Source organism: Mesorhizobium sp. INR15, assembly GCF_015500075.1.
In the GTDB taxonomy this organism is placed as follows: domain Bacteria; phylum Pseudomonadota; class Alphaproteobacteria; order Rhizobiales; family Rhizobiaceae; genus Mesorhizobium.
This window is the reverse complement of the sequence record NZ_CP045496.1, coordinates 420720-445285: the sequence shown is the minus strand read 5'-3', so window position 1 is coordinate 445285 and position 24566 is coordinate 420720. Positions and strand designations below refer to the sequence as shown.

23 protein-coding genes and 1 riboswitch are annotated in these 24566 nt (G+C 61.7%); of the genes, 6 read left to right on the top strand and 17 right to left on the bottom strand.

The window, feature by feature from the left end:
• Window positions 1–39: 39 nt before the first annotated feature.
• The 5 genes from GA829_RS02025 to GA829_RS02005 all read right to left on the bottom strand — a co-directional run bounded on the left by GA829_RS02025 (window position 40) and on the right by GA829_RS02005 (window position 4935).
• Complete coding sequence (locus GA829_RS02025) at window positions 40–792, bottom strand: glycosyltransferase family 2 protein (protein ID WP_195176925.1); 753 nt, start codon at window positions 790–792, stop codon at window positions 40–42.
• Window positions 789–1850, bottom strand: coding sequence for a serine kinase (locus GA829_RS02020; RefSeq protein WP_195176924.1), 1062 nt, complete (start codon window positions 1848–1850; stop codon window positions 789–791). Before GA829_RS02020 ends, GA829_RS02025 begins: the two co-directional genes overlap by 4 nt.
• Window positions 1851–1855: 5 nt before the next feature.
• Window positions 1856–2287, bottom strand: a complete 432-nt coding sequence (locus tag GA829_RS02015; RefSeq protein ID WP_258052089.1) for a PqqD family protein — start codon at window positions 2285–2287, stop codon at window positions 1856–1858.
• Between the two features lie 170 nt (window positions 2288–2457).
• A complete protein-coding gene (locus GA829_RS02010; RefSeq protein ID WP_195176923.1) occupies window positions 2458–3558 on the bottom strand; it encodes an FAD-binding oxidoreductase in 1101 nt (366 codons plus the stop codon).
• A gap of 129 nt (window positions 3559–3687) precedes the next feature.
• Window positions 3688–4935 carry an aromatic ring-hydroxylating oxygenase subunit alpha gene (locus GA829_RS02005; protein ID WP_195176922.1) on the bottom strand — a complete coding sequence of 416 codons (1248 nt, stop codon included), beginning with the start codon at window positions 4933–4935 and terminating at the stop codon, window positions 3688–3690.
• A 205-nt stretch (window positions 4936–5140) separates the two neighbouring features.
• Window positions 5141–5341: riboswitch (cobalamin riboswitch) on the bottom strand.
• Between the two features lie 509 nt (window positions 5342–5850).
• Here GA829_RS02005 and GA829_RS02000 point away from each other — a divergent pair.
• From GA829_RS02000 to GA829_RS01985, 4 genes are all read left to right on the top strand, one after another.
• Entirely contained in the window at window positions 5851–6048 is a 198-nt protein-coding gene (locus GA829_RS02000) for a DUF680 domain-containing protein (protein WP_195176921.1), read from the top strand.
• A 71-nt stretch (window positions 6049–6119) separates the two neighbouring features.
• Window positions 6120–6323, top strand: coding sequence for a DUF680 domain-containing protein (locus GA829_RS01995; protein ID WP_195176920.1), 204 nt, complete (start codon window positions 6120–6122; stop codon window positions 6321–6323).
• 71 nt (window positions 6324–6394) lie between these two features.
• Window positions 6395–6598 (top strand): DUF680 domain-containing protein, encoded by a 204-nt coding sequence (locus GA829_RS01990; RefSeq protein ID WP_195176919.1) that lies wholly within the window; start codon window positions 6395–6397, stop codon window positions 6596–6598.
• Between the two features lie 66 nt (window positions 6599–6664).
• Window positions 6665–6898 carry a DUF680 domain-containing protein gene (locus tag GA829_RS01985; protein ID WP_195176918.1) on the top strand — a complete coding sequence of 78 codons (234 nt, stop codon included), beginning with the start codon at window positions 6665–6667 and terminating at the stop codon, window positions 6896–6898.
• Between the two features lie 67 nt (window positions 6899–6965).
• Here the strand turns inward: GA829_RS01985 and GA829_RS01980 are convergent, their stop codons facing one another.
• The 5 genes from GA829_RS01980 to GA829_RS01960 form a co-directional block, all read right to left on the bottom strand.
• Window positions 6966–8078, bottom strand: coding sequence for an ABC transporter ATP-binding protein (locus tag GA829_RS01980; RefSeq protein WP_195176917.1), 1113 nt, complete (start codon window positions 8076–8078; stop codon window positions 6966–6968).
• Between the two features lie 26 nt (window positions 8079–8104).
• Window positions 8105–9769: a beta-galactosidase BglA gene (bglA, locus tag GA829_RS01975; RefSeq protein ID WP_195176916.1), complete on the bottom strand. Its 1665-nt coding sequence runs from the start codon at window positions 9767–9769 to the stop codon at window positions 8105–8107.
• A gap of 4 nt (window positions 9770–9773) precedes the next feature.
• Complete coding sequence (locus GA829_RS01970) at window positions 9774–10928, bottom strand: carbohydrate ABC transporter permease (protein ID WP_195176915.1); 1155 nt, start codon at window positions 10926–10928, stop codon at window positions 9774–9776.
• Between the two features lies 1 nt (window position 10929).
• Entirely contained in the window at window positions 10930–11943 is a 1014-nt protein-coding gene (locus GA829_RS01965; RefSeq protein ID WP_195176914.1) for a carbohydrate ABC transporter permease, read from the bottom strand.
• Between the two features lie 267 nt (window positions 11944–12210).
• Complete coding sequence (locus tag GA829_RS01960; protein ID WP_195176913.1) at window positions 12211–13566, bottom strand: ABC transporter substrate-binding protein; 1356 nt, start codon at window positions 13564–13566, stop codon at window positions 12211–12213.
• Between the two features lie 361 nt (window positions 13567–13927).
• On the opposite strand from GA829_RS01960, the gene GA829_RS01955 reads away from it, so the two are divergent.
• Complete coding sequence (locus tag GA829_RS01955) at window positions 13928–14950, top strand: substrate-binding domain-containing protein (RefSeq protein ID WP_195176912.1); 1023 nt, start codon at window positions 13928–13930, stop codon at window positions 14948–14950.
• 135 nt (window positions 14951–15085) lie between these two features.
• Window positions 15086–16432, top strand: coding sequence for an NAD(P)/FAD-dependent oxidoreductase (locus GA829_RS01950; RefSeq protein WP_195176911.1), 1347 nt, complete (start codon window positions 15086–15088; stop codon window positions 16430–16432).
• A gap of 8 nt (window positions 16433–16440) precedes the next feature.
• Here GA829_RS01950 and GA829_RS01945 read toward each other — a convergent pair whose 3' ends face one another.
• The 7 genes from GA829_RS01945 to GA829_RS01915 form a co-directional block, all read right to left on the bottom strand.
• Complete coding sequence (locus tag GA829_RS01945; RefSeq protein WP_195176910.1) at window positions 16441–17880, bottom strand: S8 family serine peptidase; 1440 nt, start codon at window positions 17878–17880, stop codon at window positions 16441–16443.
• Entirely contained in the window at window positions 17870–18538 is a 669-nt protein-coding gene (locus tag GA829_RS01940; protein WP_195179487.1) for an anti-sigma factor, read from the bottom strand. Before GA829_RS01940 ends, GA829_RS01945 begins: the two co-directional genes overlap by 11 nt.
• A gap of 14 nt (window positions 18539–18552) precedes the next feature.
• Complete coding sequence (locus GA829_RS01935) at window positions 18553–19119, bottom strand: sigma-70 family RNA polymerase sigma factor (protein ID WP_195176909.1); 567 nt, start codon at window positions 19117–19119, stop codon at window positions 18553–18555.
• 276 nt (window positions 19120–19395) lie between these two features.
• A complete protein-coding gene (locus GA829_RS01930) occupies window positions 19396–20235 on the bottom strand; it encodes an alkaline phosphatase family protein (RefSeq protein WP_195176908.1) in 840 nt (279 codons plus the stop codon).
• A 134-nt stretch (window positions 20236–20369) separates the two neighbouring features.
• Complete coding sequence (locus tag GA829_RS01925; RefSeq protein ID WP_195176907.1) at window positions 20370–21956, bottom strand: ABC transporter substrate-binding protein; 1587 nt, start codon at window positions 21954–21956, stop codon at window positions 20370–20372.
• Window positions 21957–22084: 128 nt separating this feature from the next.
• Window positions 22085–23740, bottom strand: a complete 1656-nt coding sequence (locus tag GA829_RS01920) for an ABC transporter ATP-binding protein (RefSeq protein WP_195176906.1) — start codon at window positions 23738–23740, stop codon at window positions 22085–22087.
• The gene (locus tag GA829_RS01915; protein WP_195176905.1) at window positions 23740–24564 is read right to left on the bottom strand and encodes an ABC transporter permease; all 825 of its coding nucleotides are present in this window, start codon (window positions 24562–24564) and stop codon (window positions 23740–23742) included. The genes GA829_RS01920 and GA829_RS01915 overlap by 1 nt, the downstream gene beginning before the upstream one ends.
• Between the last annotated feature and the right edge of the window lie 2 nt (window positions 24565–24566).

Sequence of the window (24566 nt, the reverse complement as noted above, 5' to 3'; positions counted from 1 at the left end):
GCTCCCGCACGAGAACCGGGCCAATCCGTGCAAATCATGTCAAGCAACCCGCCAGTCGGCGGGGCTCCTCATTTCGAAAACCCCTTCGACTGAGCGTAGCGACGGATCGGCCTTGCGCCGGCGCATCGATTTCTGGATCGCGCGCAGATATTCCCTGCGCTTGACGTCGCCCTGCTTGGTCATGTTGCCGGAGTGATGCCGGTAGTAAATCGCTATTGTATCGGGCAGGGCGAACCGGGGGCCACTTTCGAATACGCGCAGCAGATAGTCGATATCTTCCGCCTGGATAAGGGCGTCGTCAAAGCCGCCGGTGCGGTCAACAAGCCTTCGGCTGAAGATCCCTGCCCCCAGATAGACCCCGCGCGTGGTCACGGAACGGCAGTTGGCGGCGGGCTCCAGAGCGTCGTCGTCAATGGCGTCAACCTCGCTCATCAACGAATAGGTAAGCTCAAGCGCGGGGTCGTCCGCGAAACAGGGGAGGTCGGCCTTGAAGCGTCCAGCCGGGGAAATGTCGTCGGAATCGAGAAAAGACACGTATTGCGTGCCCGGCAGCAGCTGTTCCAGGCCCGCGTTGCGCGCCTTGGCCACCCCCTGATTGGCCTGCTGGAAAAGACGGATGCACGATGTCTCCCGTGCCAGCGCGCGCACGGCGTCATTGGTGCCATCTGTCGAGCCGTCATCGATGACGATGATGTCCAGGTCGGCATCGCCGCGCTGCCTGAGCAGGGACCGCAACGCGGAAACGACATAGTGTTCGCGGTTGTGGACAGGCATGATGACGCTCAGTGTCATGCATCGCCCCGAGCAAGGAAATCGGAAACCGTTGCGGCGATCTCAGCCGGCTGTGTCCCCAGCGACAGCCGGTAGCATGGCAACAGGCTGGTGAGCTGGCTGAAGAAGCGAAAGCCGCTTTCGCGTTCGCCGGGCATCTGTGAGATGCCGGACGGCGCCAGTGCGATCATGGCATCCTTGCGCGATACAGGCACGATTGAGCTCTCCAGGTTTCCACTGATATGTGGTACCATCAACGCAGCAATGTCCAGACTCGCAGGTATCGGCCGCGCCGCGATATCATCGACGCGAAATTGATGTTTCCCTTGCCAATTGAGCGGGTCGTAGGACTTCAGCCGCTGCTTCAATCCCAATCGGGCGAAACCTCGGGGATCCTGCTTGAGCGTGGCAAACAGCGGATACGCGGTCACGCCGTCGTTCAGATCGATCAGCACATAGTCATCGCCGACACTATCGAGTCCGTTGAGCAGGCCAGCGACAACGGTCCCTGATTTGCCGGCCCCGCCAGACCCGGCAAGAAGGATGCCTTTGCCATTCAGGCCCAGGGTGCCTGCATGGGTCAGCCGCATGCCGCGTGCCGCGTATTCCCAATGCAGGAAAGCGCGCAGGGGTGCGCCCGGCTCCCAGGGCGGGAAGCCGTCCGCCGACATCATCAGTTGCGCGCCGACATGGCGTTCGGGGTCGTAGAACTGCCAGAAATCGAGATCGTGGAAATAGCTGCCGCGCAGCCCGGCCTCCGCCAGCCTGGTGGCGAATGCATGCGGGATATAGAGCTGGTTGCCCCAGGTGGCAGGCGCGGGAATGCCCTCGATCCCGGCATGGGTGATGAAGACACCGCAGGCGCCGGCTTCCGCCTCGTCTGCCCGGACCGGAACAAAGGCATTGCCAATGGCATCCGCCAATGCGCCAGGCCCCAGATGCGCCGTCAGTTCCAGCCGAGGCAGCTTGATCTGGCTGGTTAGGGGGTAGCTTGCGGCGCGGCTTTCCGCCACCGCAAGCACGTGGCGTGCGTAGTCCGGCAGGCTCTCCAGGGTGATTTGCTGCCGTGGGGCGCCCAAGGTGCTCAGGTGGCCTGCTTCACGGCAGGCCAGCCGAGGGGTTCCTCGACATCATGGATGGGGTCGACCACGATAAGGTCGGCCAGGTCGTCATGGAGATCGACCTTGAGCGGCTCGCGTGCCTGGGCGAGTTGCGTCAGCAGTTCGCTCGAAAGCAGCGCCGGTGCACCGGATGCTGGCACCAGCAGCCCGAATTCGAGCAACTGCCCGATGAAGCTGTCGATCTCACCCGCGCCGACTGTTCCCACAGCAGTCGCGGCATCGATAAGCTCGGATGCCGGCACGCCGGATGACAGCGCCTCCCAGATCCTGCTGCCTGAATCTGAAAAGCCAAAATATTTCCCGGTTGCCAGATCGAGGACAACAGCCTCGCCATCGAAGGATTCGAAAACGATATCCTTGCTTGCAACCGCGTAGATGCCGGATTGCTGCATCATTGTTCCCCGCCCAAAGGTGGCCTCGGAAAACAATCGTCGGCCGTCACGGCCGCGCCCAGCCGTTGCAAGGCGTCTAACCATTTGCCGGCGTTTTGGCAAGATAGCGGGCAGCCGGGCGTACAGCACGATATCCGGAGGCAGTCGGGTGCTGGATGCGGCGTCTCCAGCCGCTACGCCTCGATTTCGAGTGCCGAAATCGGCTTTGAGCAACAGGCGAGGATGAAGCCATCCTCGATTTCGTGATCGAGGATGCCGCCATTGTGACTCATCTCGACTTCGCCGGCGATCTTCTTCACCTTGCAGGTTCCACACAGGCCAAACTCGCAGGCAGCCGGGATTCTCACGCCAGAGGCGCGCGCTGTCTGCAGCACTGTCTGGCCGGCGACGCATTCGGCGTCGACATCCGAAAGCGAGAAGCGGACCGGCGTCGCGGCTTCGACGGGAACCGTGGCACCGCCTTCCGGAGGTGATGCGAATGGCGCCGGGATTTCCTCGACGGCGGGCGCGGCAAAGCTCTCCTGATGGTAATTTTCCATGTCGAAACCGGAGGCTTCCAGCATGCCGCGCACCGCACGCATGAAAGGATCGGGGCCGCAGCAGAAGATCGCACGTTCGCGAAAATCAGGGGCCAGCAAAGGCAGCCGTATCGCGTCGATGCGGCCCATATGGCCGAACCAACCCTCGCGGCTGGACCGCTCCTCGATCATGAAGCCGAGGGAAAGGCCCGGCATGCGGCTGCCGAGGAGCTCGAGCTCCTTGCGGAAGATGATCTCTTCGGGCCGCCGTGCGCAGTTGACGAAGCCGACATCGGTCCATGGTGCGCAATCATTCAGCCAGCGCAGCATAGACATCATCGGCGTTACACCGGACCCGGCGGAGATGAACAGGTATTTGGCCGCCGGGTGGCTGTGCAGCGAGAAATCACCGGCCGGGCCATAGGCCTTGACGTGCACGCCCGGCACCAGATTGTCGAACATCCAGCGTGTACCGATGCTGCCGGCCTGCGCCTTCACGGTCACCGCGATCGAGAACGGCCGCGATGGCGAAGACGACAGCGTGTAGGTACGCATCAGCGGCCCGTCAGCCGTGGGCAATTCCAGTGTCACGAACTGCCCAGGCTGGTAGCGGAACCAGGTCTGGTTGTCGGAGCGGAAGGTGAATGTCTTGACGTCAGGCGCTTCGTCACTGACGCCGATCACTTCCAGCACCTGGAGCCGGTCGTTCCAGGGCGCCATCTGGTCGAGATGGCGATAGAGGCCAAGATCCGTCATTGAATTCATCCTCTTGTCCCTTTTACGCTAGAGCGGTTCAGCGTTTGATAGAATCGCTGACCCGCTCTAACTCATTGTTTTTACGCAATTCCGGACGGAAAACCGTTACACACTTTTCCTGGAATTGCTCTAGGCAACGCTACGCAATGCTGGTCGGCCGCCTTCGGCAAGGCGTGGGCCCATGAAACCCGCGTACCATTCGACGAACTGGATCACGCCGCCCTCATGCAGCTCCGAATAGGGGCCAGGCTCATAGGCTGGAGACAGGATGCCGAAAGCGTTTTCCTCGACGATGCGGCGGTCCTGGTCGTTGGTCTCGGTCCACACATGCGTAAGGCCGTCGATTGTATAGTCGACGCCTTCGACAGCGTCCTTGTGCACCAGCCACTTCGTTGTCACCGCCGTTTCAGTGGCGCTGATTGGCAGCACCCGGAACGTCACCGCGTGGTCGATAAGGATGTGGTTCCAGGTCGTCGGGTAGTGATAGTGCATCAAGGTGCCTATCCGGTCGGCGGAGACGGCGTCGGAGAGGTTCTTCTTCACCGCCAGTTTGCCGGTCATCGTGTAGCTGACAGCATCGCGAAGCAGCGGCGCACGGGTGGCGCGATACTGACCGGCCGGATCAATGCGGAACTTGCTCGGTAGGCCGGCTGCCTCGCACTTCGCCCAGTGCGCGACCATCTCCGGGTCGCTGTCGGCGCCATTGACGCCGGTCACGGTCGGCGCTTCCGGGAAGGTCTTGCAGAGCTCTGGATGATTGGCCGCGCAGTGGTAGCACTCGCGGTTGTTTTCCCAGACCAGCTTCCAGTTGCCCTTCTCGATAATGGTGCTCTCGAAGGCGACCTTTGCTTCACGTAGGCGATGCGGCAGAAGATAAGGCTCGATCATCGCCCGCATCGGCGCGAAATCCGCCGGCTCCCTGGCCAGGCAGATGAAGATGTAGCCGCCGACGCTCTCGCAAGCGACGGGTTTCAGCCCGAACTGGCTCTTGTCGAAACCGTCGGCCATCTGCCGGGCGAACAAAAGCCGGCCATCCAGCTCGTAGGTCCATTGGTGATAGGGGCAGACAAGCTTGGCCGCCGTGCCCTTTTCGGTGTTGCAGACACGGCTGCCGCGATGGCGGCAGGAATTGTGGAAGGCATTGATCTTGCCTTGCTGGTCGCGGACCAGCACCACCGGATAGTCGCCGATCTGCGCCGTGACAAAACTGCCCGGCTTCGGCAATTCGCAATCATGGCCGATGAACAGCCAGTCGCGATACCAGATCAGCTCCATGTCGAGCTTGAAGTAGTCGGGATCGGTGTAGAAGGGCTGCTCCAGCGAGAAACCGCTCTTGCGGCTTTGCAGCAGCCTCAGCATGTCGTTGCGTGCGTCCATGTCCTGTCCTCATATTCATCGCATCGGCCCGAAATTTTCGGAAAGCACGATGCGCCGGTTCAAAACCTAGAGCGTACGTTGTGCGTCCAAGCGGATACGCGTCGCTCTAATGACTGAACTGGTGGTGATGGAGGGAGGATCGACCGCAGGCCGGCGGTGCGCCGGACATGCACTATCCACCTCTTGAGCGCCCACCGCGATCAGTCGAGTCTAAACATCTCGGGCTGGTTTCCGGGCTCTGGAGTGTCCTTGCGGACGGTCGCGACACCTTCCCAGGCTTTCGCCCAGTGGTCTCCCGTTGCGACTTGAACTCCACCACCGTTGCGGGGGCAGCGCCGGACTTTGACCGGCTTCCCAATTCTCCACTTCGTCGTCACGAAGCGGCACCTGAGATGACGAGCATCTAATCATGATCGCGGGCGCGTCATCGGCATGAATGCGACATCGTATCCATGTGGGCGCGACACGCGCACGAAAGGGTGCGATTGGCGATTGCGCGGCGAACGCCCCATCTTTCCGACAGGTGCCGCCTGCCGTGATTCCTTCAAATCCGAGCCATCATGGGGTTAAAAAAGGTTAACAGTTTCGAAAAGTGACTATTAGCATCTTCTAAAATCGAACCGAACGGTTCGTTTCTGTTGACAGTGCGTGCAGGACGGTGTGAACGCCGGCGCATGAGTCCTTGGCAGGGTGGACCAGGCATTGGGGCATAACTGTCTGATAATACGAAGAAAATTTAGCGTGTGGGAAGCCCGTGACGCAATTTCAAGCAGCAAAATCACGCCCCAATGGAACAACTTCGTGATTGGAAAAGGCGGGATGGTTCTCCCACATCGGGGCTGTCCGAACGACGCGAATTCCTTCCAAGACACGCCGCTAGACGGACGGAAAACTAAGATACTGGAGTACAAAAAAATGAAAAAGATCATCCTCACTGCCGCCGCCCTTCTGGCCATTTCCGGCAGCGCCTTCGCTAATGGCAGCGACCACTACGGTTCCAACGGTGCAGCCACTGCTGTCGACAGCTCGTCCACCGCTTCTATTCAGAAGTCGGAGCCGGCTGCTCAGACGCCTGCCCAGGGTAGCGACCGTAACCTCTTCGGCAACCGTTAACAGCCGATCCCCAGCAGACGGCGGGCTCGCCCGCCGCCCTGGCGAAATTCAGAAATTCAGGAGTACTTAAAATGAACAAGTTCCTCATTGCTGCCGCCGCCGTTCTGGCCATTTCCGGCAGCGCTTTCGCAGCAAGCGACAACTATGGCTCCAACGGAGCCAACCAGCCGGCGGTGTCCGTGGACAAGTCGTACACGGCGTCCGTCCAGAAGTCGGAGCCGGTCGCTCAGACGCCTGTTCAGGGCAGCGATCGCAACCTCTTCGGCAACCGCTAACAGTTGATTTCCAGCGGCCGGCGGGCCCACCCGCCGCCCTGGCAAAATCCAGAAATTCAGGAGTACTTAAAATGAACAAGTTCCTTATTGCCGCCGCCGCCGTTCTGGCCATCACCGGCAGCGCCTTTGCCGGCAGCGACAACTTTGGCTCCAATGGCGCCAACCAGCCTGCTGCTTCGGTCGACAGCTCCTATACCGCTTCGATCGACAAGTCGGCTGCTGCCACTCAGACGCCTGCCCCGCAGGGCAGCGACCGTAACCTCTTCGGCCGCTAACAGGCCGATTGCCGAAGCGATGGCTGGTCTATTGCTTCGGCATCAAGACATACCGGAGTATCAAAAATGAAAAAGATTGTTCTCACTGCCGCCGCTCTTCTGATCGCCGCTGGCAGCGCCTATGCCCACAATGACAATGTTGGCGGGACCGACATCAACAAGCAGGCAACTGTCAACGTCGACACCACGCATACGGCGTCGGTCCGCTCCTCGTCGCCTGTCTACAAGCTGCTCAATTCGTCGGGCGACATTCAGTCGTCCGCCCCTCAGGGCAGCGACCGGAACCTGTTCGGCCGCTAAGCGCTGAACACCATTCCAAAACGAAAACGGCGGGCCATGCCCGCCGTTTTTGTTTTTGCGATCTGTGTCAGGCCGCCTTTGCTTCCGCCTCATACATCGCGAACGAACGTCCATCCGCGTCGAATATATGCAGGTCCTCCGCGTTGGCGCTCAGCCGCAATGTCGAACCACGCTTGACCTCGACATTGCCCGGCAGCTTGGTCACCAACGGCAGATCGGCACGGCCGATATCGACGTAGACCAGCTGGACCTCGCCAAGCTGTTCGACGTAATCCACCTTGCCTTCGAACAGATAGTCGGCGCCAGTGGCGATCATCAGATCCTCCGGCCGCACGCCGAAGCTTACCGCGGCACCTTTCGCCGAAGCCGGCGTTGCGATCGGAACGGTCGCCTTGCGGCCTCCGACGTGGCTGATGATGGTCGGATTGCCGGTCTTGTCGATAGTTCCCGGCAGGATGTTCATGGCCGGCGAGCCGATGAACTGGGCCACGAACAGATTGCCAGGCTTCTTGTAGAGGTCCATCGGCGTGCCGACCTGCTCGATATGACCCTCCTTGAGGACGACGATGCGGTCGGCCAGCGTCATCGCCTCGACCTGGTCGTGGGTGACGTAGATCATCGTTGTGGCGGGCATCGATTCCTTGAGCTTGGCGATCTCGATGCGAGTGGCAACGCGAAGTGCCGCGTCAAGGTTCGACAAGGGCTCGTCGAACAGAAACACCTTGGGGTTGCGCACAATGGCGCGGCCGATGGCGACGCGCTGACGCTGGCCGCCAGACATCGCCTTGGGCAAGCGGTCGAGATATTTGGTCAGCTGCAGGATTTCCGCCGCCTGCTTCACCCGCCGGTCGATCTCGGCCTTGTTCTCTTTGCCGATCTTCATCGAGAACGCCATGTTGTCGTAGACCGTCATGTGCGGATAGAGCGCGTAGGACTGGAACACCATGGCGATGCCGCGCTTCGATGGCGGCACGTCATTCACCACTTCGCCGGCTATCTTCAGTTCGCCGGAACTGATTTCCTCAAGCCCGGCGATCGAGCGCAGCAATGTCGACTTGCCGCATCCCGAGGGCCCGACAAAGACGATGAACTCACCCGACTTTATGTCGAGATCGATGCCGTGGAGAATGTGCAGATTGCCGTAGGATTTCTTCACTTGTCTTAGTGTGACATCGGCCATGATTACCTCCCAGTAAGTCTCAAAAATTAGTCGATACGTCCGAACCAGGCACCGTAGCCGCCGAGATGGACGGCGCCACCGCCGGTCTGTCCCGAAAATCCATGCCCCGGCAAAGGTTGTAGCGATTGGCCGCCAAGGTCAACCTCGGCGGGCTTGGCCCCAAGATTGAATACACAGATGATCTGTTCGTTGCCTTCGCGGCGCGTGAAGGCAACGGTATCGCCCTGGCTTTCGACAAATTTGATATCGCCCTTGGCCAGCGCCGGGTGATTGTGGCGGAAAGCAAGAAAGCGGCGGTAGTGTTCAAGCAGGGAACGGTCGTCGCCCTGCTGGACATTGACCGCTTGCGAGAGGTGCTTGCCGGGCACCGGCAGCCAGGGCTTCGCCGAGGAGAAGCCGCCATTCCTGGCGCTGCTGTCCCACACCATCGGTGTGCGGCAGCCATCTCGGCCCTTGAACTCCGGCCAGAAGCGAATGCCATAGGGATCCTGCAGGTCCTCGAACCGCAGGTCGGCTTCGCTGAGCCCAAGCTCCTCGCCCTGGTAGATGCAGACCGAGCCGCGCAAGGACATCAGCAGTGCCGAGATCACCTTCAGATAGGCCGTCTGATCGGCTTCGTCGGCGGCCCAGCGTGAGGCCGGGCGCATCACGTCATGGTTTGAAAAGGCCCAGCACGACCAGCCATCGCTAGCAACCTTGCCGAAGGCTTCCAGAACCGAGCGGACCTTGGCCGCGCTGATCTTCTCCGGCGCCAGGAAGTCGAAGGAATAGCACATGTGCACGCGCTTGCCGCCGGCGGTGTAGGCCGCCACCACTTCCAGCCCGCGCTGCGAATCGCCGACTTCTCCGACCGCCGCCGTTGCCGGATATTCGTCGAGCAAGGCGCGGAAGCGTTCGAGGAAGCCGAGGTTCTCGGGCCGGCTCTTGTCGTAGAGATGGTCCTGATAATTGTAGGGATTGACCGCCGGCGCGGTCTGGTCGTTGCGCTCCTCCGGCGGCAGGGCCGGGTTGTTCTCCAGGCCTTGGCTGTGGAAGTAGAAGTTGATCGTGTCGAGCCGGAACCCGTCGACGCCGCGCTCCAGCCAGAAGCGGGTGACATCGAGCAGCGCGTCCTGGACAGCGTGGCTGTGGAAGTTCAGGTCCGGCTGCTCGGCCAGGAAATTGTGCAGGTAATACTGCTGCCGGCTGGTGTCCCATTGCCAGGCCGAGCCGCCGAATATCGACAGCCAGTTGTTGGGCGGCGTGCCGTCCGGCCTGGCATCCGCCCACACATACCAGTCCGCCTTTGCATTGTTGCGGCTCGAACGGCTCTCCTTGAACCACGGATGGATGTCGGCGGTGTGCGAAAGCACCTCGTCGATCATCACCTTCAGCCCGAGCCGGTGTGCTTCGGCGGTCAGCGCATCGAAGTCGGCCAGCGTGCCGAACATCGGATCGACGTCGCAATAATCCGACACGTCGTAGCCGAAGTCCTTCATCGGCGATTTGAAGAAGGGCGAGATCCAGATCGCGTCGACGCCGAGCGACGCGATATAGGGGAGGCGGCTGACGATGCCTTTGAGGTCGCCGATGCCGTCGCCATTCGAGTCCTGGTAGCTGCGCGGATAGATCTGGTAGATCACCGCGCCTCGCCACCAGTCGCGATCGGCGGCAAGGTCTGGCTTCGAACTGGCCTTCAAAGCGGATTGCATCGTCTCAGCCTCCTTTCACCGAGCCGGCAAGCAGCCCGCGAACAAAGTAGCGCTGCAGCGAGAAGAAGACGATCAGCGGCACGATGATGGTCACGAAAGCCGAAGTCGTCAGGATTTCCCAGTCGCCGCCGCGTGAGCCGAGCAGCGCGTTGAGCTTCGCCGTCAGCACGATCTGGTCGGCTTCCGTGCCAAGAAAGACCATTGCCACCAGAAGGTCGTTCCACACCCACAGGAACTGGAAGATGGCGAAAGAAGCCAGCACCGGGAACGACAGCGGCAGCACGATCTTGACGAAAATCTCGAAGTCGCTGGCGCCGTCGATGCGCGCCGATTCCATGATTTCGCGCGGCAGGCCGGCAATGTAGCTGCGCAGGAGATAGATGGCGAAGGGCAGGCCGAAGCCGGTATGCGCCAGCCAGATGCCGAGATAGGTCTTCGACGGCACGCCGAAGAAGGTGCCGACACCATTGTAGAGCTTCAACAGCGGGATTAGCGACATCTGCAGCGGCACCACAAGCAGGCCGATGATGACCGCTATCAGCAATGCCCGGCCCGGGAAGCGCATCCAGGCCAATGCGTACGCGGCAAAGGCGGCGATCAGGATCGGGATGATGGTCGCCGGAATGGTGACGGTCAGCGAGTTCATGAAGGACCGCCCGATACCTTCGGAAAACAGCACCGTCTTGTAGTTGTCGGTGGTGAATTTCGGCGGCGCCGACGAGGCATAATAGACGCGCTGGCCGCGATCGCCTTCGAAAGCCTTCGGCGACGACATGACGAAGCTGCCGTCGGCGTTGAGCTGCAAGGTGACGCCGTCACCAAGATCGGCTGATGTGCCGGCTGGGTACTGGGTCGGTGCCGCCGACTTGACGCCGAAGGCGCTGATGTTGCGTGCGGCGCCGTCGCCGAAGATGTTGCCGGCGAGCACGAATTTGCCGTCCTTCTCGACCTGTGTCGAGGCAGCCGGCAGCCGGCCGGCCTCGGTCTGTGTGGAACTGGAGAAGGAGTTCCACCAGCCCGAAGCGATGATCTGGTCCTTGACGCGCAGCGACGACACCAGGATGCCGAGCGTCGGAATGGTCCAGATCGTGACGAAGATCAGCACGGCGATATGGACGCCGAAACGGCTGGCGAAGGAATTTCCGGTCGCGACGGCCATCTTAATGTCCTTCCGTTTCTTTGTTCGCCTGGCGAATATTCCAGACCATGATCGGAATGACCGCGATCATGATGATGATGGCTATGGTGGCGCCGCGGCCGAAATCACCGCCGCCGCGGAACATCCAGTCGAACATCAGATTGGCCAGCACCTGGCTGTTCCACTGTCCGTTGGTCATGGTCAGCACGATGTCGAAGACCTTGAGCACGAGGATGGTGATGGTGGTCCAGACGACAGCGATGGTGCCCCAGATCTGCGGCACCATGATTTTCCAGAAGATCTGGAAGGGATTGGCGCCATCGATGACCGCGGCTTCCAGGGTTTCCTCGGGAATGCCGCGTAAGGCCGAAGACAGGATGACCATGGCAAAGCCGGTCTGAATCCAGATCAGGATGATCATCAGGAAGAAGTTGTTCCAGAACGGCAGCGAGATCCAGACCTGCGGTTGGCCGCCAAAGTGCTGGATGATGGCGTTGAGGATGCCGATCTGCGTTTGGCCGTCGCCACGATACTCGTAGATGAACTTCCAGATCACGCTGGCGCCAACGAAGGAGATGGCCAGCGGCAGGAAGATCAGGCTCTTGGCGATGGTACCCCACCAGATCTTGTCGGTGAGCACGGCGATGATCAGCCCGAGGAATGTGCAGGCAGCGGGCACGACCGCCAGCCAGATGATGTTGTTGAGGATGGAGTTTCGGAACTCGCGGTCGCCGAATGCCCACTGATAGTTGGCGAAGCCGACGAAATTTGCCCCGCCGCGATCAAGGAAGGACAACCGCAGTGTCTCGACGACCGGGTAGATCAGATAGATGGTGAGGATGATCATCGCCGGGCCGACGAACAGCCAGGGACGGACCAGCCCTTGCCGGCGAAGGTTGTCGATAGCTGCGGCACCAGCAACGCCGCGCGACGGAAAGATCAGGTCGACGAGCTTGTTGGCGCCCCAGAAATAGGCGACGCAGCCGCCAACGCCGACGATGATGACGAATATGGCCGAGAAAATCTGAGCCGCCATGGGTTCCTCCCCCTGCGCATGACCCAACAAGGCCGAATGACCTTGGTGACGGGGCCGGGCGCCGATTAAGTTGTCTGGAGCGGGATCGGCTGCAAAACCTGTTTCACATGCCGATAGCGCTTCATGTCTATGCGCTCATGACGAAAGGCTGCGGCCCGGATGGGTGCGAGAGCGGCCGCTGTCGGATCCGGGCCGGCTAGGCCCGGATCCTCTGCGAAAGTGAAACTCGAACGGTGGCCGCCGGATGGGCGGGCTGCCTGTCGAGAACTACTTGATAGCGTCCCAGCTCTTCTGGATGTCGGTGGCGACATCCTGGGCCGACTTGCCGCCGACCAGGTCGACCATGCCGGTCCAGAAGGCGCCGGCGCCGATCTTGCCCGGCATCAGGTCGGATCCATCGAAGCGGAAGGTCGATGCATTTGCCAGGATTTCGCCCTGTCTCTTGAGCGCATCGCTGGCATAAGCGTCCTTGTTGACCGCCTTGAAGGGTGTCACGAAACCGCCTTGGGCCATCCAGATCTCGTGGGCGAGCGGCATTTTCAGGAACTCGATGAAGGCGCGCGCACCCTTGGAGTCCTTGGTGATCATGGCCAGCGTGCCGGCACCCTCTACAGGATTCCCAAGTTCGGGCTTTGAGGCATAGGGCGGGTAGTAGAAGAAGTCGGCATCCTGGCCAAGCTTGGTGCCTTCCGGAAAGAAGGTCGGGATGAATGATGCCTGCTTGTGCAGGTAGCACTTTGGCGGCACCGAGAAGAGACCTTTCGGGCTGTCACGGAAGTCGGTCGCCGCAACTGCCTTGGCACCGCCGTCGACCATCTTGTCGTCGGTCGCGATTTTGCCAAAGATATCGATCGCGTTGACCACAGCTGGATCATTGAACGGGATCTCGTTCTTCACCCATTTGTCGTAGATTTCGGGTGGTTGCGTGCGCAGCATGATATCCTCGACCCAATCGGTCGCCGGCCAGCCGGTGGCGCCGCCGGAGCCGAGTCCGATGCACCACGGCTTGGCGCCGTCGGCGATGATCTTCTGCTCAAGCGCGGTAAGCTCTTCCTGGGTCTTGGGAACCTTGTAGCCGGCTTCCTTGAAATTGTCCGGCGAGTACCAGACCAGCGACTTCACATCGGCCTTGTAGGGAAAGGCGAAGAAGCCGGGCTTGCCGTCCTTGTCCTTGAAGGTGCCGAGGTCGACCCAGGATTGCCCGGCGCCGTAATTGTCCTTGACCCATTTGGCGGTGTCGTCGCCGAGCGGCGTCAACAGGCCCTTGGATGCCAGATCCTGGATCAGGCCCGGCTGCGGCAGCACGGCGATGTTGGGCGGGCTGCCGGCCTGCGTGTCGATGACGATCTGTTGTTCGTAATTCTCGGACGAGGAGTATTTGATCTCGGCACCAGTGGCTTCCGAGAAATAGTCGAGAACGGTGCGGACAAGGGTCTCGTCCTCGCCGCGCCACGGTCCGAAGATCGTCAGCGTCTCGCCCTTGAGGTCGACTTTCTTGAGCTCTTCGTAATTCGCCCAGTTGAAACGGGGATCTTCGCCCGGCTTGAACTTGAGTTCAGCTTGCGCGGGCGCGCCGAGGGCAAGTGTGGCAAACGCGGCGCCCAGTAAAAGCATTTTCTTCATCGGTATTCCTCCCAGTGGGTCATATACACCGGACGGAACCTCCATTCCGCCCGCCGACGCCTCAGGACTGTGACTCAGTCAGAAAGGAACCGCAACCTTTCGGAGAGTCTTCCAAAGCGCTTTGGCTTTTTTGATCTCGCCACTGAATCGATCAGAAGTCAAGAGGGTGATGGGCTAATCGATTTAAATTCAGCATTTGAATGCCAAAAAAGTGCGCTGCAACATGCTTTATGGCGGTGCAGCAGCAATTTTTGTTTCAAACTCGGCCAAAGCGCGTCTATGGTTACGGCAGTCGGCGGGACCATTCGTGGTGTCAGGGCTAACGCAAATTTAAAAGCGCTTTGAGGCTTGGAGGCCTCCGGTGAATCTCAAGCAACTCTCCCATATGCTGGCGCTTTCGCAGACCACGGTAAGCCGCGCCCTGAACGGCTATCCCGAAGTCAACGAGGAGACCCGCCGGCGGGTGATGGATGCCGCCAAGCGGCATGGTTATCGCCCTAACCCCAGTGCGCGGCGGCTGGCCACCGGCAAGACCGGCATGATCGGCTATGTCTTGCCGACCGGTGCCACTGTCGACATCGATCCGCATTTCGTCGAGTTCCTGTCGGGTCTTGGCGACTATGCCCGCTCACACGAACTCGACCTCGTGCTTTCCCCCGCCGACGCTGACGACGAAGAGACGACCTACCGGCGCATTGTCGCCAACAAGCAGGTCGACGCCGTCTACATTTCCGCGCCGAGACCCGAGGACCGGCGCGTGGCGCTGGTCCACGCGCTTGGCATTCCCTTCATCGTCCACGGCCGCAGCGAAGGCCTGGATTTCGATTATCCCTTCACCGACATCGACAATGAGGGCGCCTTCCATGAGGCGGCTCGGCTGCTCATCCAGCTTGGCCACAGGCGTCTGGCGCTGATCAATGGCGACGATCGCGAGACCTTCGCCATTCATCGCGAGCGTGGTGTGCGTCGGGCGCTTGCCGCGAGCGGGCTGGCGCTTGGCGAACGCCATGTCTGTTCGCTGACCATGACCGAGGAAAACGGCTACCGCGCCGCAAGGCGCCTGCTGGAAGAAAGCGATGCGCCCACCGCGATCGCCTGCTCCAGCCTGATCATGGCGCTGGGCGTCGTACGCGCCGTGCGCGACCTCGGCCTGAGCATTCCGGGCGACGTATCGCTGATTGCCCATGATGATGTCTTCCCCTGGCTGAGGCCCGAAAACTTCTCCGTGCCGCTGTCGACGACGCGCTCGTCGATCCGCCTCGCCGGCGCGCGCGTCGCCGAGCGCCTGGCGGCGCGGATTTCAGGGGTGGAGGAAGGGCTCAGGGGCGAAGTCTGGCCGGTCGATCTGGTGGTCAGGGGATCGGTCGCTGGCGCGCCGGCTTAGGATCAAGGTCCGACTGCCTCATCTTGCGGCATGGGTCGTGGGACAATGGTCTGCCTTCACCTGCTCTTGATTTGGCTTTTGGAGGATGGCAACCAGTAAGGCAGAGCCGTCACTCAGTTCTTCAGGACCCGCCACTTGCCCGCATTCCCGTTCTCCGAAACGGATCCAATCCAGTATCCTGGTCCACCGCCGATGGCTTCGGAGGTGGTCATTGTTGGTGGCGGTATTATCGGCGTTACGACGGCTCTTTTCCTTGCGAAGCGGAACATTCCGGTAACGCTGCTGGAAAAGGGACGCGTTGCGGCGGAACAGTCCTCCCGGAATTGGGGCTGGATCAGAAAGCAGGGGCGAGACGCGGATGAACTGCCAATTGTTATCGAAGCTTGCCGCCTGTGGCGGCAACTGGCGGAGGAGGCTGGCGAAGACATCGGGCTAAACCAGACAGGTGTGACCTACCTGGCGAACTCCGACAAGGACATGGCCGGCTTCGAAGAGTTCATGAAGATCGCCGCGATCCATGAACTCGATACTCGCCTCCTGGACGCGGACGAAACGGCAAAGCTCATCAAAGGCATGTCGCGCAAGTTCAAGGGTGCGATGACGACCCCGTCCGATATGCGCGCGGAGCCTTGGCTGGCCGTGCCCGCCATTGCCCGGCTTGCCGTGCGGAAAGGCGTCAAAATCGTCGAGAATTGCGCGGCGCGAACCCTCGAAGTCTCGGGCGGCAAGATCAAGGGCGTGTGGACCGAGGCGGGCTATATAGAGACCTCCAGCGTGCTGGTCGCGGGCGGCGCCTGGTCATCGCTGTTCCTCAGAAACCAAGGCGTCTCGATTCCCCAACTCAGCGTAAGAGTAACCGTGGCCGCGACGGAGCCCTTGCCGGAAATCTATGCAGGCGCGGCGGCTGATGAACGCATTGCTTTCAGGCGCAGGCAGGATGGCGGATATACGCTCGCCCCGGGTGGCAGCCATTTGCTTTATGTCGGGCCGGATGCTTTCCGCCATGCCACGAAATACCTTCCCGCCCTCAGAAACAATCCGCTGGGAACACGCTATTTTCCGTTCGCGCCATCAGGCTATCCGGATGCTTGGTCGACACCGCGCGGTTGGGCGCCGGATATGCAGAGTCCTTTCGAGAGAATCCGGGTGCTCAACCCGGCGCCTGAACAGGCTGCTTTGCGTTCAATGGAACGCAATTTCCGAGGTCTTTTTCCAAAGTTCGAGGCCATTCGCTTGAAGGCAGGCTGGGGCGGCATGATCGACGCCATGCCCGACGTGGTTCCTGTCGTCGACAAGGTGCAGGCGATCGGTGGCCTGTTCGTCGCGACGGGAATGAGCGGTCATGGGTTTGGCATCGGACCTGGAATCGGACGGGTTGTTTCCGACCTGATCCAGGGAAACGAGACCGGGCACGATCTCAGCCGCTTTCGACTGGCGCGCTTTTCGGATGGAAGCCCTGTCCGGTTGGGTCCGGCGCTCTGAACCTTGGCTTAGTTCTTGGCCGCCTCAGCCGCCTTCGTGTCCAGCAGCCCATAGCCGAAATCATTGTCCCGCCCCTTGGGGCCGAGATCCCTGGCCGTTGCCGCCAGCGCCTTCTCGATGTCGTCGGCGGAACGGTCGGGCGCGGCGTGGATGAGGTTGGCGATGGCGCCGCTGACGATCGCTGCGGCGAACGATGTGCCGGTGACCACATCGGTGCCGGCGCCGCTCGGCGCCACCATCTCGACGCCGGGTGCGGAGATGAAAACATAGGCGCCGCGATTGGCCTGCGGCATCAACTGGTCCTTGGCATCGGTGGCGGTCACCGCGATGACGCCGTCGAAGGCGGCTGGATAGCCATAAGGCGCCTTCGGTCCATTGTTGCCGGCGGCAGCCACCAGCACGATGCCGAGGCCCCGGGCATTGCGGCAAGCGACGCCAAGCAGATCGTTCTTGGGGCCGACGAAACTCATGTTGATGATGCGGACATTCTGGTCCGCCGCCCAGTCCAGCGCCGCCAGGATGACATCCATCGTCGACTTGCCGCCTTCGAAGGCGCGCGCGTGGTAGATCTTCGCGCCTGGGGCCATGCCTTCGAGCGGACCGACGCCGGCGATCAGGCCGTCGATCGAGGTGCCGTGGTCGCGCTTCTCGATCGGCACGCCGGGCATGGCATCGAACTGATCCGCGATGACGCCGGCGAGCGCCGGATTGGTGTCGTCGATGCCGGTATCGATGACGGCGACGCGGACATTCTCGCCGTTGGCCTGTTTCGCATCGAGCGTGATGTGGTCGAAGGCGTAATTGACGATGCCAGCCGCCTGCTGCAGCGAATAGACATGGTTGGGTTCACGCCGCTGGGTGCGGCCGTCGGCGGCAAGCTGCGCCAGCACCACCCCAACCGGGCGGCCATCCGGGATGCCGAAACGCACCAATGTGCTGCCGAGCAGCCGTGACTGGCGCTGCGAGCGCACCTGCAGGCCGAAGGACGCGGCGATCTGCTGCACGGCATTCGCGTCGCCGTCGACGGTCACCAGCACCTCGTCGGGCACGAATTCGCCGGTTACGGCGCGCGGCGGCTCGGTCGTGATAAGGTCGGTCGGCGAGATGATTGGTCCACCGGGCGGCGTCGGCTCCGAGGGCGTCGTGCCGCCGGCCTGGTCGTTGCGCGGGTTGGGCGTTGGCAGTGGTGGCGGGGCTTCCGCCGGATTGGGGAACAGGTCGACAATCAGCGCCGGAAGAAAGACAGCTCCGGCTTGCGCCGCGCCATTGCCTGACGCTCCGCCGCCATCCTTGGCGCAGTCGGCGCCGGCAGCGTCCTTGCCATTGACGCAGTCTGTTCTCGGCTGATTGAGGCTGGGGTCGTTGGTCTGCGTGAAGCCGGGCGCTGCGGCAATTGTCATCGCCGCCGCCAGCAACACCGCAAATCGAATGACCGCCTTAGCCGCCATCAGCCGGTTTCCTTCCCTCGATCACAGTTTCAGAGAAAGGCTGGGCAGCAATAAGGCCGCGCAGCCTGTTGTAGTCGGCAAGGGTCGCCGCCGGAATGCCCAGCTTGAAGACGCCGTCGGCCGTCGGGCCGCCGATGATTTTCAGCTTGTTGTCGCCCAGGAAGGCGCTGATCTCGGACATCTTGGCATCCGGCTTGAACTTGACCAAAGCGAACGGCATTTTCGCCAGATCGTCTTCCGCGCCGGCAACCTCGAAGTCATTGCCCTTGCCGCCGGGTTGAACAAACGATTGCACCATGATCAACGCAAGCAGAACCGCTGCCGTTGCCCAGGCAACGCCTGCCGGCACCGCCATGAAGCGGCCCAGGACCTGCGACAGCCAGGACGGGCCTGCCTTGGCACGAACCGGTCCGGCCTTGGCATCGAGCGCCTTGGCGAAGCGGCTGAGCGCATCGGCTGGCGGACGGATCGCTTCATTGGCGGCCATGGTGCCGGAGAATTCGGCCTCGGCCCCGCCAAGGGCTGCCATTGCCGCCGGGTCGCTCGCCAGCCATTGCTCGACGGCTTCGAGGTCCGCGCCTTCCAGCGAGCCGTTCAGGTAGAACGGCAGCAGCGTTTCCATTTCGTCACGGCGCGACATCTTTTCAGAGCCACTCATGTTTTCGGGGACACTCATGGCCACCCCCTGTCGTAACCGGCGGCCTTGAGAGCCTCGCCGAGTTTCTTGCGGGCGTAGAACATTCGGGTCTTGACCGTGGCAACCGGGATATCGAGCACCTCGCCGATCTCGCTCACCGACTGTCCGTGATAATAGGCTAGGTCGATCACCACGCGGTGTTCCTCCGGCAAGGCGTCGACGAAGCGCCGCAAGGCAGCGCCCTTGTCTTCCTTCATGGTGACGACTTCCGGCGTGTCGGCGCTGTCGGGCACCGCTGCTGCGGCCTCGTCGTCGATCCAGTCTTCCTTTTTCTTGCGCAGCAGGGACAGCGCCTTGAAACGGGCGATGCCGAGCAGCCATGTCGAGACTTCAGAACGTCCCTCGAAGCCCGGGGCTTGTCGCCACAGTTCGAGAAACACCTCGTTCGCGATATCGTCGGCCATCATTTCCGATCCCGTCTGGCGCGCCACGAAGCGGTAGACCCGCGCGTGATGACGCATGAACAGGAGCCGAACGGCGGCCCGGTCGCCCTTCGCGACCCGGTCAACAAGCGCGCGATCGGTCTCCGTCGCTGCCGTCATGACCGGTCGAGCCGCCTGGCTCCTGCTTGTTCAGTCGCTGATCGATCCAAAAAGGTTCATCCTTCCGCCAAGGAATTTTTGGAAGCTAGCTGAAGAGCGCTGAGGTTGCCAGAGTGTCTCCTTCTCCTCGTCGCTATACGGGGAGAAGGTGCCGGCAGGCGGATAAGGGGCAGCGCCAGCCCGCGGTCTCATATTGCAACGTTCGCGCTGCCCCTCACCCTTACTTTCCCCCGTAAAGGGACGGGGAGAGGGGGCGCCAACGTCGTGGTCACTTTATCAGTCGAGGAAGGGCTTCGCCTTCATCGTCGCCGGCACCGGCACGCCAAGGCGGCTCAGGATGGTCGGCGCGAGCTGCAACTGGTCGAGCAGCGTGTCGGCCTGCGGTCCTTTGCCGGCGCCGAAATAGTAGAGCGCGAAATCCTGCATCTCGTCGTCATGGCCGCCATGATGGCCGCGATCGGTCTGCCCATGATCTGCGGTGACCATGACCTCGTAGCCGGCTTCGATCCAGCGCGGCAGGAAGGCCGCCAGCATGCCGTCCATGGCATAGACGGCATGGTCCATCTCATGACAGTCATGGCCGAAGCGGTGGCCCATCGAATCCAGCGTGCAGGTGTGCAGGATGCCGTAGTCGATGCGATGGCGGCTGGTCAGCATGGTCAGCGTCGCGAACAGGTCAACATCGCTCGGCGTCATCTGGTTGCGGGCATTGTAGCCGGTCATGGTGTGGAACCGGCCATGCGTGATCGGGCCGCCTGGCTCGTCATACTCCATGTCCTCGACCAGATCGAACGGATAGGAGCGGAAGAATTCCGACCAGTAGGAATGGGTCACCGCACCCGTCTTGCCGCCGGCCTTGCTGACCTCGGAGAAAATATCTGGCTGGCTGACGCGGAACCGGTTCTCGTTGGACAGGATGCCGTGCACCTGCGGCGGCACGCCGGTGTGGATCGAGGCATAGCAGCAGGCCGACGTCGATGGCAGCACCGAGCGCATCTTCCACACCCGCGCCTCGCCCGATTGCACCCAGCCTTCGAGATTGCCCATCAGTCGGCGCCAGTTCCGGTAAGGCACGCCATCGAGAATGATCAGCAGAAGCTTGGTCTTGAGCGCCACGGGCTGCTCCACAAAATTGTCGTTGCAAGGAAACGCCGCGCCTCCATGATGGTGCGCGGCGTTGGGTTTTCACTCAGGCGATGTTGGCCGGTTCCGCACAGATAGGACCGGCCAAGCTTCGTTTCGCCGGATGCTTACGCGTTCAGCCAGCACTCAGCCAGTGCGTAGCCGTCCATCATTTCGCCGATCGGGCTCTTGGCGAAGCCGCCGATCTTGTTGGTGGCGGCAGCGTCGATGAACTGGTTGAAGAAGGGCACGATCAGCCCGCCTTCATCGCGCATCATGACCGCCATGTCGTGATAGATCGCCTTGCGCTTGTCCTGGTCGAGTTCGGCGCGTGCCGTAAACAGCATCTTGTCGAATTCCGGCCGCTTGAAGCGCGTGTCATTCCAGTCGGCGGTCGAGACATAGCCGGTGGAATACATCTGGTCCTGCGTGGCACGTCCGCCCCAGTAGGAGAGCGAGAAGGGCTGCTTGTTCCAGACTTCCGACCAATAGCCGTCGCCTGGTTCGCGCTTGATCTCGATCTTGATCCCGGCCTTGGCGGCGCTTTGCTGGTAGAGCTGGGCCGCATCGACGGCGCCCGGGAAGGCAACGTCCGAGGTGCGCAGCACGACCGAGCCGCTATGGCCGGATTTCTTGTAGAGGGAGGCGGCCTTTTCCGGATCGAACTTGCGCTGTTCAATGGCGGTAAACAGCGGATAGGCCTCGTTGATCGGGAAGTCGTTGCCGACCGAGCCGTAGCCGCGCAGGATCTTTTCCAGCATCTCGTCGCGGTCCATGGCAAGCTTCAGTGCCATTCTGAGATCGCCGTTGTCGAAAGGCGCGGTGTCGCAGAACATGTTGAAAGGGTAGTACCCCTTGCCCGAGGCGTTCTCGATGGTGACGCCGGCAATGCGCTTCACTAGGTCCACCACCTTCGGCTCGACGCGGTTGATCATGTGCACCTGGCCACCCTGCAAGGCGGCAAGACGGGCCGTCGCGTCGTTGATGACGATGATCTCGACCTGGTCGGCGTGACCTGCCTTGTCGCCTTGCCAGTAATTGGCGAAGCGCTCGCCGCCATGGCGCACGCCCGGCTGGTTGACGGCGACCTTGTACGGGCCAGCGCTGATGCCGGCATTCGGATTGTCCTTGCCGCCATTTGGCTGGATGACGAGGTGGTAATCAGCCATCAGGAAGGGGAAGTCGGCATCGGCGTCGCCAAGCGTGACGATCACTTCCTTGCCGCTTGCCTTGACGCCCTTGATGTTCTTCAGGATGCCGAGCGCGCCCGACTTCGACTTTTCGTCGGCGTGGCGCTCGATGGTGGCCGCGACATCTTCCGCGCCGACTGTCTTGCCATTGTGGAACTCGATGCCGTCACGGATCTTGATCGTCCATGTCTTGGCGTCGGCCGAGGCGCCGATCTCTTCCGCGATCAGGTTGACCAGCTTGTTGTCGGGCGTCAGGCGGACAAGATACTCGCCCCACAGCTTGCCGAAGCTGAAGGTGACCTGGCTGAGGTTGAGCGCGGGGTCGAGGCTGTTGGTCGATTCACCACCCTGCAGGCCAGCCTTCAGCGTGCCGCCCTTTACCGCCGTCTGCGCGAAAGCCTTGCCGGCCAGCGCGGGGATCAGGGCCGCCGACACGCCGAGCGCGGCGGCACGGCCGAGGAAAGCACGGCGCGATATGCGGCCCTGGCCGGCGAGTTCAGCGAGATGGTCGAGTTCAGTCTTCATAGTCCAAGTCCCCTTTTTCACAACAAACACACTGCACGAGCCGCGCCCGTCCGGGCCGATCCTGATTGTTTCGCGTTGCACCCGGATGACGGCGGCGACGTTTGTGGCGTGATGCCACGTCTTATCGTCTAGTTCCCCGCGCTGGCCATGCGCCGTCCCTTGATCGCCTTTTCCAGCCAGCCGATTTCCATTTCCGGAACCGAGGACAGCAGGAGGTCGGTATAGGCGTCGAAGGGCGGGCTCAGCACCTTGCTCTTCGAGCCGTAGCGCACGACCTCGCCGCGATACATGACGGCGATGGAATCGGCGATCGACTTCACCGTGGCGAGGTCGTGGGTGATGAAGAGATAGGCGACATTTTCCTCCTGCTGCAGTTCCAGCAACAGCTTCAGGATGCCGTTGGCCACCAGCGGATCGAGTGCCGAGGTCACCTCGTCGCAGATGATCAGCTTGGGTTTGGCGGCCAGCGAGCGGGCGATGCAGACGCGCTGCTTCTGGCCGCCGGAAAGCTCGGCCGGATAGCGGTCGCTAAAACCCTTGCCCATTTCGATCTTGTCGAGCAGTTCGGCGACGCGGGCGTCACGCTCCCTGCCGCGCATGCCGAAATAGAACTCCAGCGGCCGGCCGATGATGGTGCCGACGGTCTGGCGCGGGTTCATCGCAACGTCCGCCATCTGGTAGATCATCTGCAACTGGCGCAGATCCTCCTTGGGCCGGTCGGCCAGCCGGTTGGCCAGCGGCCGTCCATCGAAGGTGACGCTGCCTTGTTCGGGCGGCAACAGCCCGGTGATGGCGCGTGCCAGCGTCGACTTGCCGGAACCGGATTCGCCAACCACGGCCAGCGTCTGGCCAGGATAGATATCGACCGAGACGTTCTTCAGCACTTTGACATCGCCGCCACCATAGGCTGCGGTGACGTTCTTTACCGACAGGAACGGCGTCGTGCCGGGCTTCTGCTCGGCATGTTCGATCTCGTGCACCGAGACCAGTGCGTTGGTATATTCCTGGCGCGGCTCCTTGATGATCTGGCGTGTGCCGCCCCATTCCACCAGCCGGCCGTGGCGCAGCACCATGATCTCGTCGGAGACCTGGGCAACGACGGCAAGGTCGTGAGTGATATAGAGTGCCGCGACATGCGTATCGCGGATGGCATCCTTGATCGCCGCCAGAACGTCGATCTGCGTCGTCACATCGAGCGCCGTCGTCGGCTCGTCGAAGACGATCAGGTCGGGTTCCGAACACAGCGCCATCGCAGTCATCACACGCTGCAGCTGACCGCCGGAGACCTGGTGCGGAAACCGCTCGCCGATGGTTTCAGGGTTCGGCAGGCTGAGCTTCCTGAACAGCGCGACGGCGCGCTTCTCGGCTTCGGCACGCGTTGCCGTGCCATGCAGCAAGGTGGCTTCCACCACCTGGTCCATCAGCCTGTGCGCCGGATTGAAGGCGGCCGCCGCCGACTGCGCGACATAGCAGACCTCGCGTCCGCGCAACTTGCGGAAACCGTCCTTGCCGCCCTTGAGGATGTCGCGGCCGTTCAGGATCACTTCACCGCCCGTGATGCGCACGCCGCCACGGCCATAACCCATGGAGGACAGGCCGATGGTCGACTTGCCGGCGCCGGATTCGCCGATCAGGCCAAGCACCTTGCCCTTCTGCAGCGTCAGCGAGACATCATGCACCAGCACGATGTCCTTTGGCGGTTCGCCGGGCGGGAAGACGGTCGCTTCGATGCGCAGATTGCGGATGTCGAGGAGCACGTCGGATTTTGGTCCCTGTTCAGCCATCACCCGCGCCCTCCCTTCAGGCTTGTCGTCCGGTTGAGCACCCAGTCGGCGACGAGGTTGACCGAAATCGCCAGCATGGCGATGGCCGCCGCCGGGATCAAAGCGGCCGCGATGCCGAAGACGATGCCGTCCTTGTTCTCCTTGACCATGCCGCCCCAGTCGGCATCCGGCGGTTGGACGCCGAGACCGAGGAACGACAGCGTCGACAGGAACAGCACGGCATAGATGAAGCGAAGCCCGAGTTCCGAAACCAGTGGCGACAGTGCATTGGGCAGGATCTCGCGGAAGATGATCCAGGCGCTGCCTTCGCCGCGCAGTTTCGCGGCCTCGACATAGTCCATGACGTTGATGTCGACGGCGACCGCCCGCGACAGGCGATAGACGCGGGTTGAGTCGAGTATGCCCATCACCAGGATCAGCGTCACCAGATTGGTGGGCAGCACGGACAGTACGACTAGGCCCATGATCAGTGTCGGGATCGACATCAAGAGATCGACAAGGCGCGACAGCAGCGTGTCGAACCAACCGCCGAAGACAGCGGCGGAGAAGCCGAGGATGGCGCCGAGCGAGAACGAGAGTGCTGTGGCCAGCACCGCGATGAACAAGGTGATGCGGGCGCCGTAGATCATGCGTGACAGCAGATCACGGCCAAGATTGTCGGTGCCCAGCCAATGGGTCGCCGACATCGGTTCCCAGACGTCGCCGACGATTTCGCCATTGCCATGGGGAGCGATCCACGGCGCGAAGATCGCCGCGAGCACGAACAATGTCGTCAGCACGATCCCGACAAGCGCGGGGATGGGTATGCGTTTGATATCGAGCATAT

What these genes read in the sequence shown, in the direction of transcription:
- GA829_RS01995 (WP_195176920.1), top strand. Translation starts at nt 6,120, where the DNA reads ATGAACAAGTTCCTCATTGCTGCCGCCGCCGTTCTGGCCATTTCCGGC.
- GA829_RS01985 (WP_195176918.1), top strand. Translation starts at nt 6,665, where the DNA reads ATGAAAAAGATTGTTCTCACTGCCGCCGCTCTTCTGATCGCCGCTGGC.
- GA829_RS01965 (WP_195176914.1), bottom strand. Translation starts at nt 11,943, where the DNA reads ATGGCGGCTCAGATTTTCTCGGCCATATTCGTCATCATCGTCGGCGTT.
- GA829_RS01935 (WP_195176909.1), bottom strand. Translation starts at nt 19,119, where the DNA reads ATGACGGCAGCGACGGAGACCGATCGCGCGCTTGTTGACCGGGTCGCG.
- GA829_RS01960 (WP_195176913.1), bottom strand. Translation starts at nt 13,566, where the DNA reads ATGAAGAAAATGCTTTTACTGGGCGCCGCGTTTGCCACACTTGCCCTC.
- GA829_RS02005 (WP_195176922.1), bottom strand. Translation starts at nt 4,935, where the DNA reads ATGGACGCACGCAACGACATGCTGAGGCTGCTGCAAAGCCGCAAGAGC.
- GA829_RS01920 (WP_195176906.1), bottom strand. Translation starts at nt 23,740, where the DNA reads ATGGCTGAACAGGGACCAAAATCCGACGTGCTCCTCGACATCCGCAAT.
- GA829_RS01980 (WP_195176917.1), bottom strand. Translation starts at nt 8,078, where the DNA reads ATGGCCGATGTCACACTAAGACAAGTGAAGAAATCCTACGGCAATCTG.
- GA829_RS02000 (WP_195176921.1), top strand. Translation starts at nt 5,851, where the DNA reads ATGAAAAAGATCATCCTCACTGCCGCCGCCCTTCTGGCCATTTCCGGC.
- GA829_RS02025 (WP_195176925.1), bottom strand. Translation starts at nt 792, where the DNA reads ATGACACTGAGCGTCATCATGCCTGTCCACAACCGCGAACACTATGTC.
- GA829_RS02010 (WP_195176923.1), bottom strand. Translation starts at nt 3,558, where the DNA reads ATGACGGATCTTGGCCTCTATCGCCATCTCGACCAGATGGCGCCCTGG.
- GA829_RS01990 (WP_195176919.1), top strand. Translation starts at nt 6,395, where the DNA reads ATGAACAAGTTCCTTATTGCCGCCGCCGCCGTTCTGGCCATCACCGGC.
- bglA (WP_195176916.1), bottom strand. Translation starts at nt 9,769, where the DNA reads ATGCAATCCGCTTTGAAGGCCAGTTCGAAGCCAGACCTTGCCGCCGAT.
- GA829_RS01940 (WP_195179487.1), bottom strand. Translation starts at nt 18,538, where the DNA reads ATGAGTGGCTCTGAAAAGATGTCGCGCCGTGACGAAATGGAAACGCTG.
- GA829_RS01915 (WP_195176905.1), bottom strand. Translation starts at nt 24,564, where the DNA reads ATGCTCGATATCAAACGCATACCCATCCCCGCGCTTGTCGGGATCGTG.
- GA829_RS01945 (WP_195176910.1), bottom strand. Translation starts at nt 17,880, where the DNA reads ATGGCGGCTAAGGCGGTCATTCGATTTGCGGTGTTGCTGGCGGCGGCG.
- GA829_RS01970 (WP_195176915.1), bottom strand. Translation starts at nt 10,928, where the DNA reads ATGGCCGTCGCGACCGGAAATTCCTTCGCCAGCCGTTTCGGCGTCCAT.
- GA829_RS02015 (WP_258052089.1), bottom strand. Translation starts at nt 2,287, where the DNA reads ATGATGCAGCAATCCGGCATCTACGCGGTTGCAAGCAAGGATATCGTT.
- GA829_RS01925 (WP_195176907.1), bottom strand. Translation starts at nt 21,956, where the DNA reads ATGAAGACTGAACTCGACCATCTCGCTGAACTCGCCGGCCAGGGCCGC.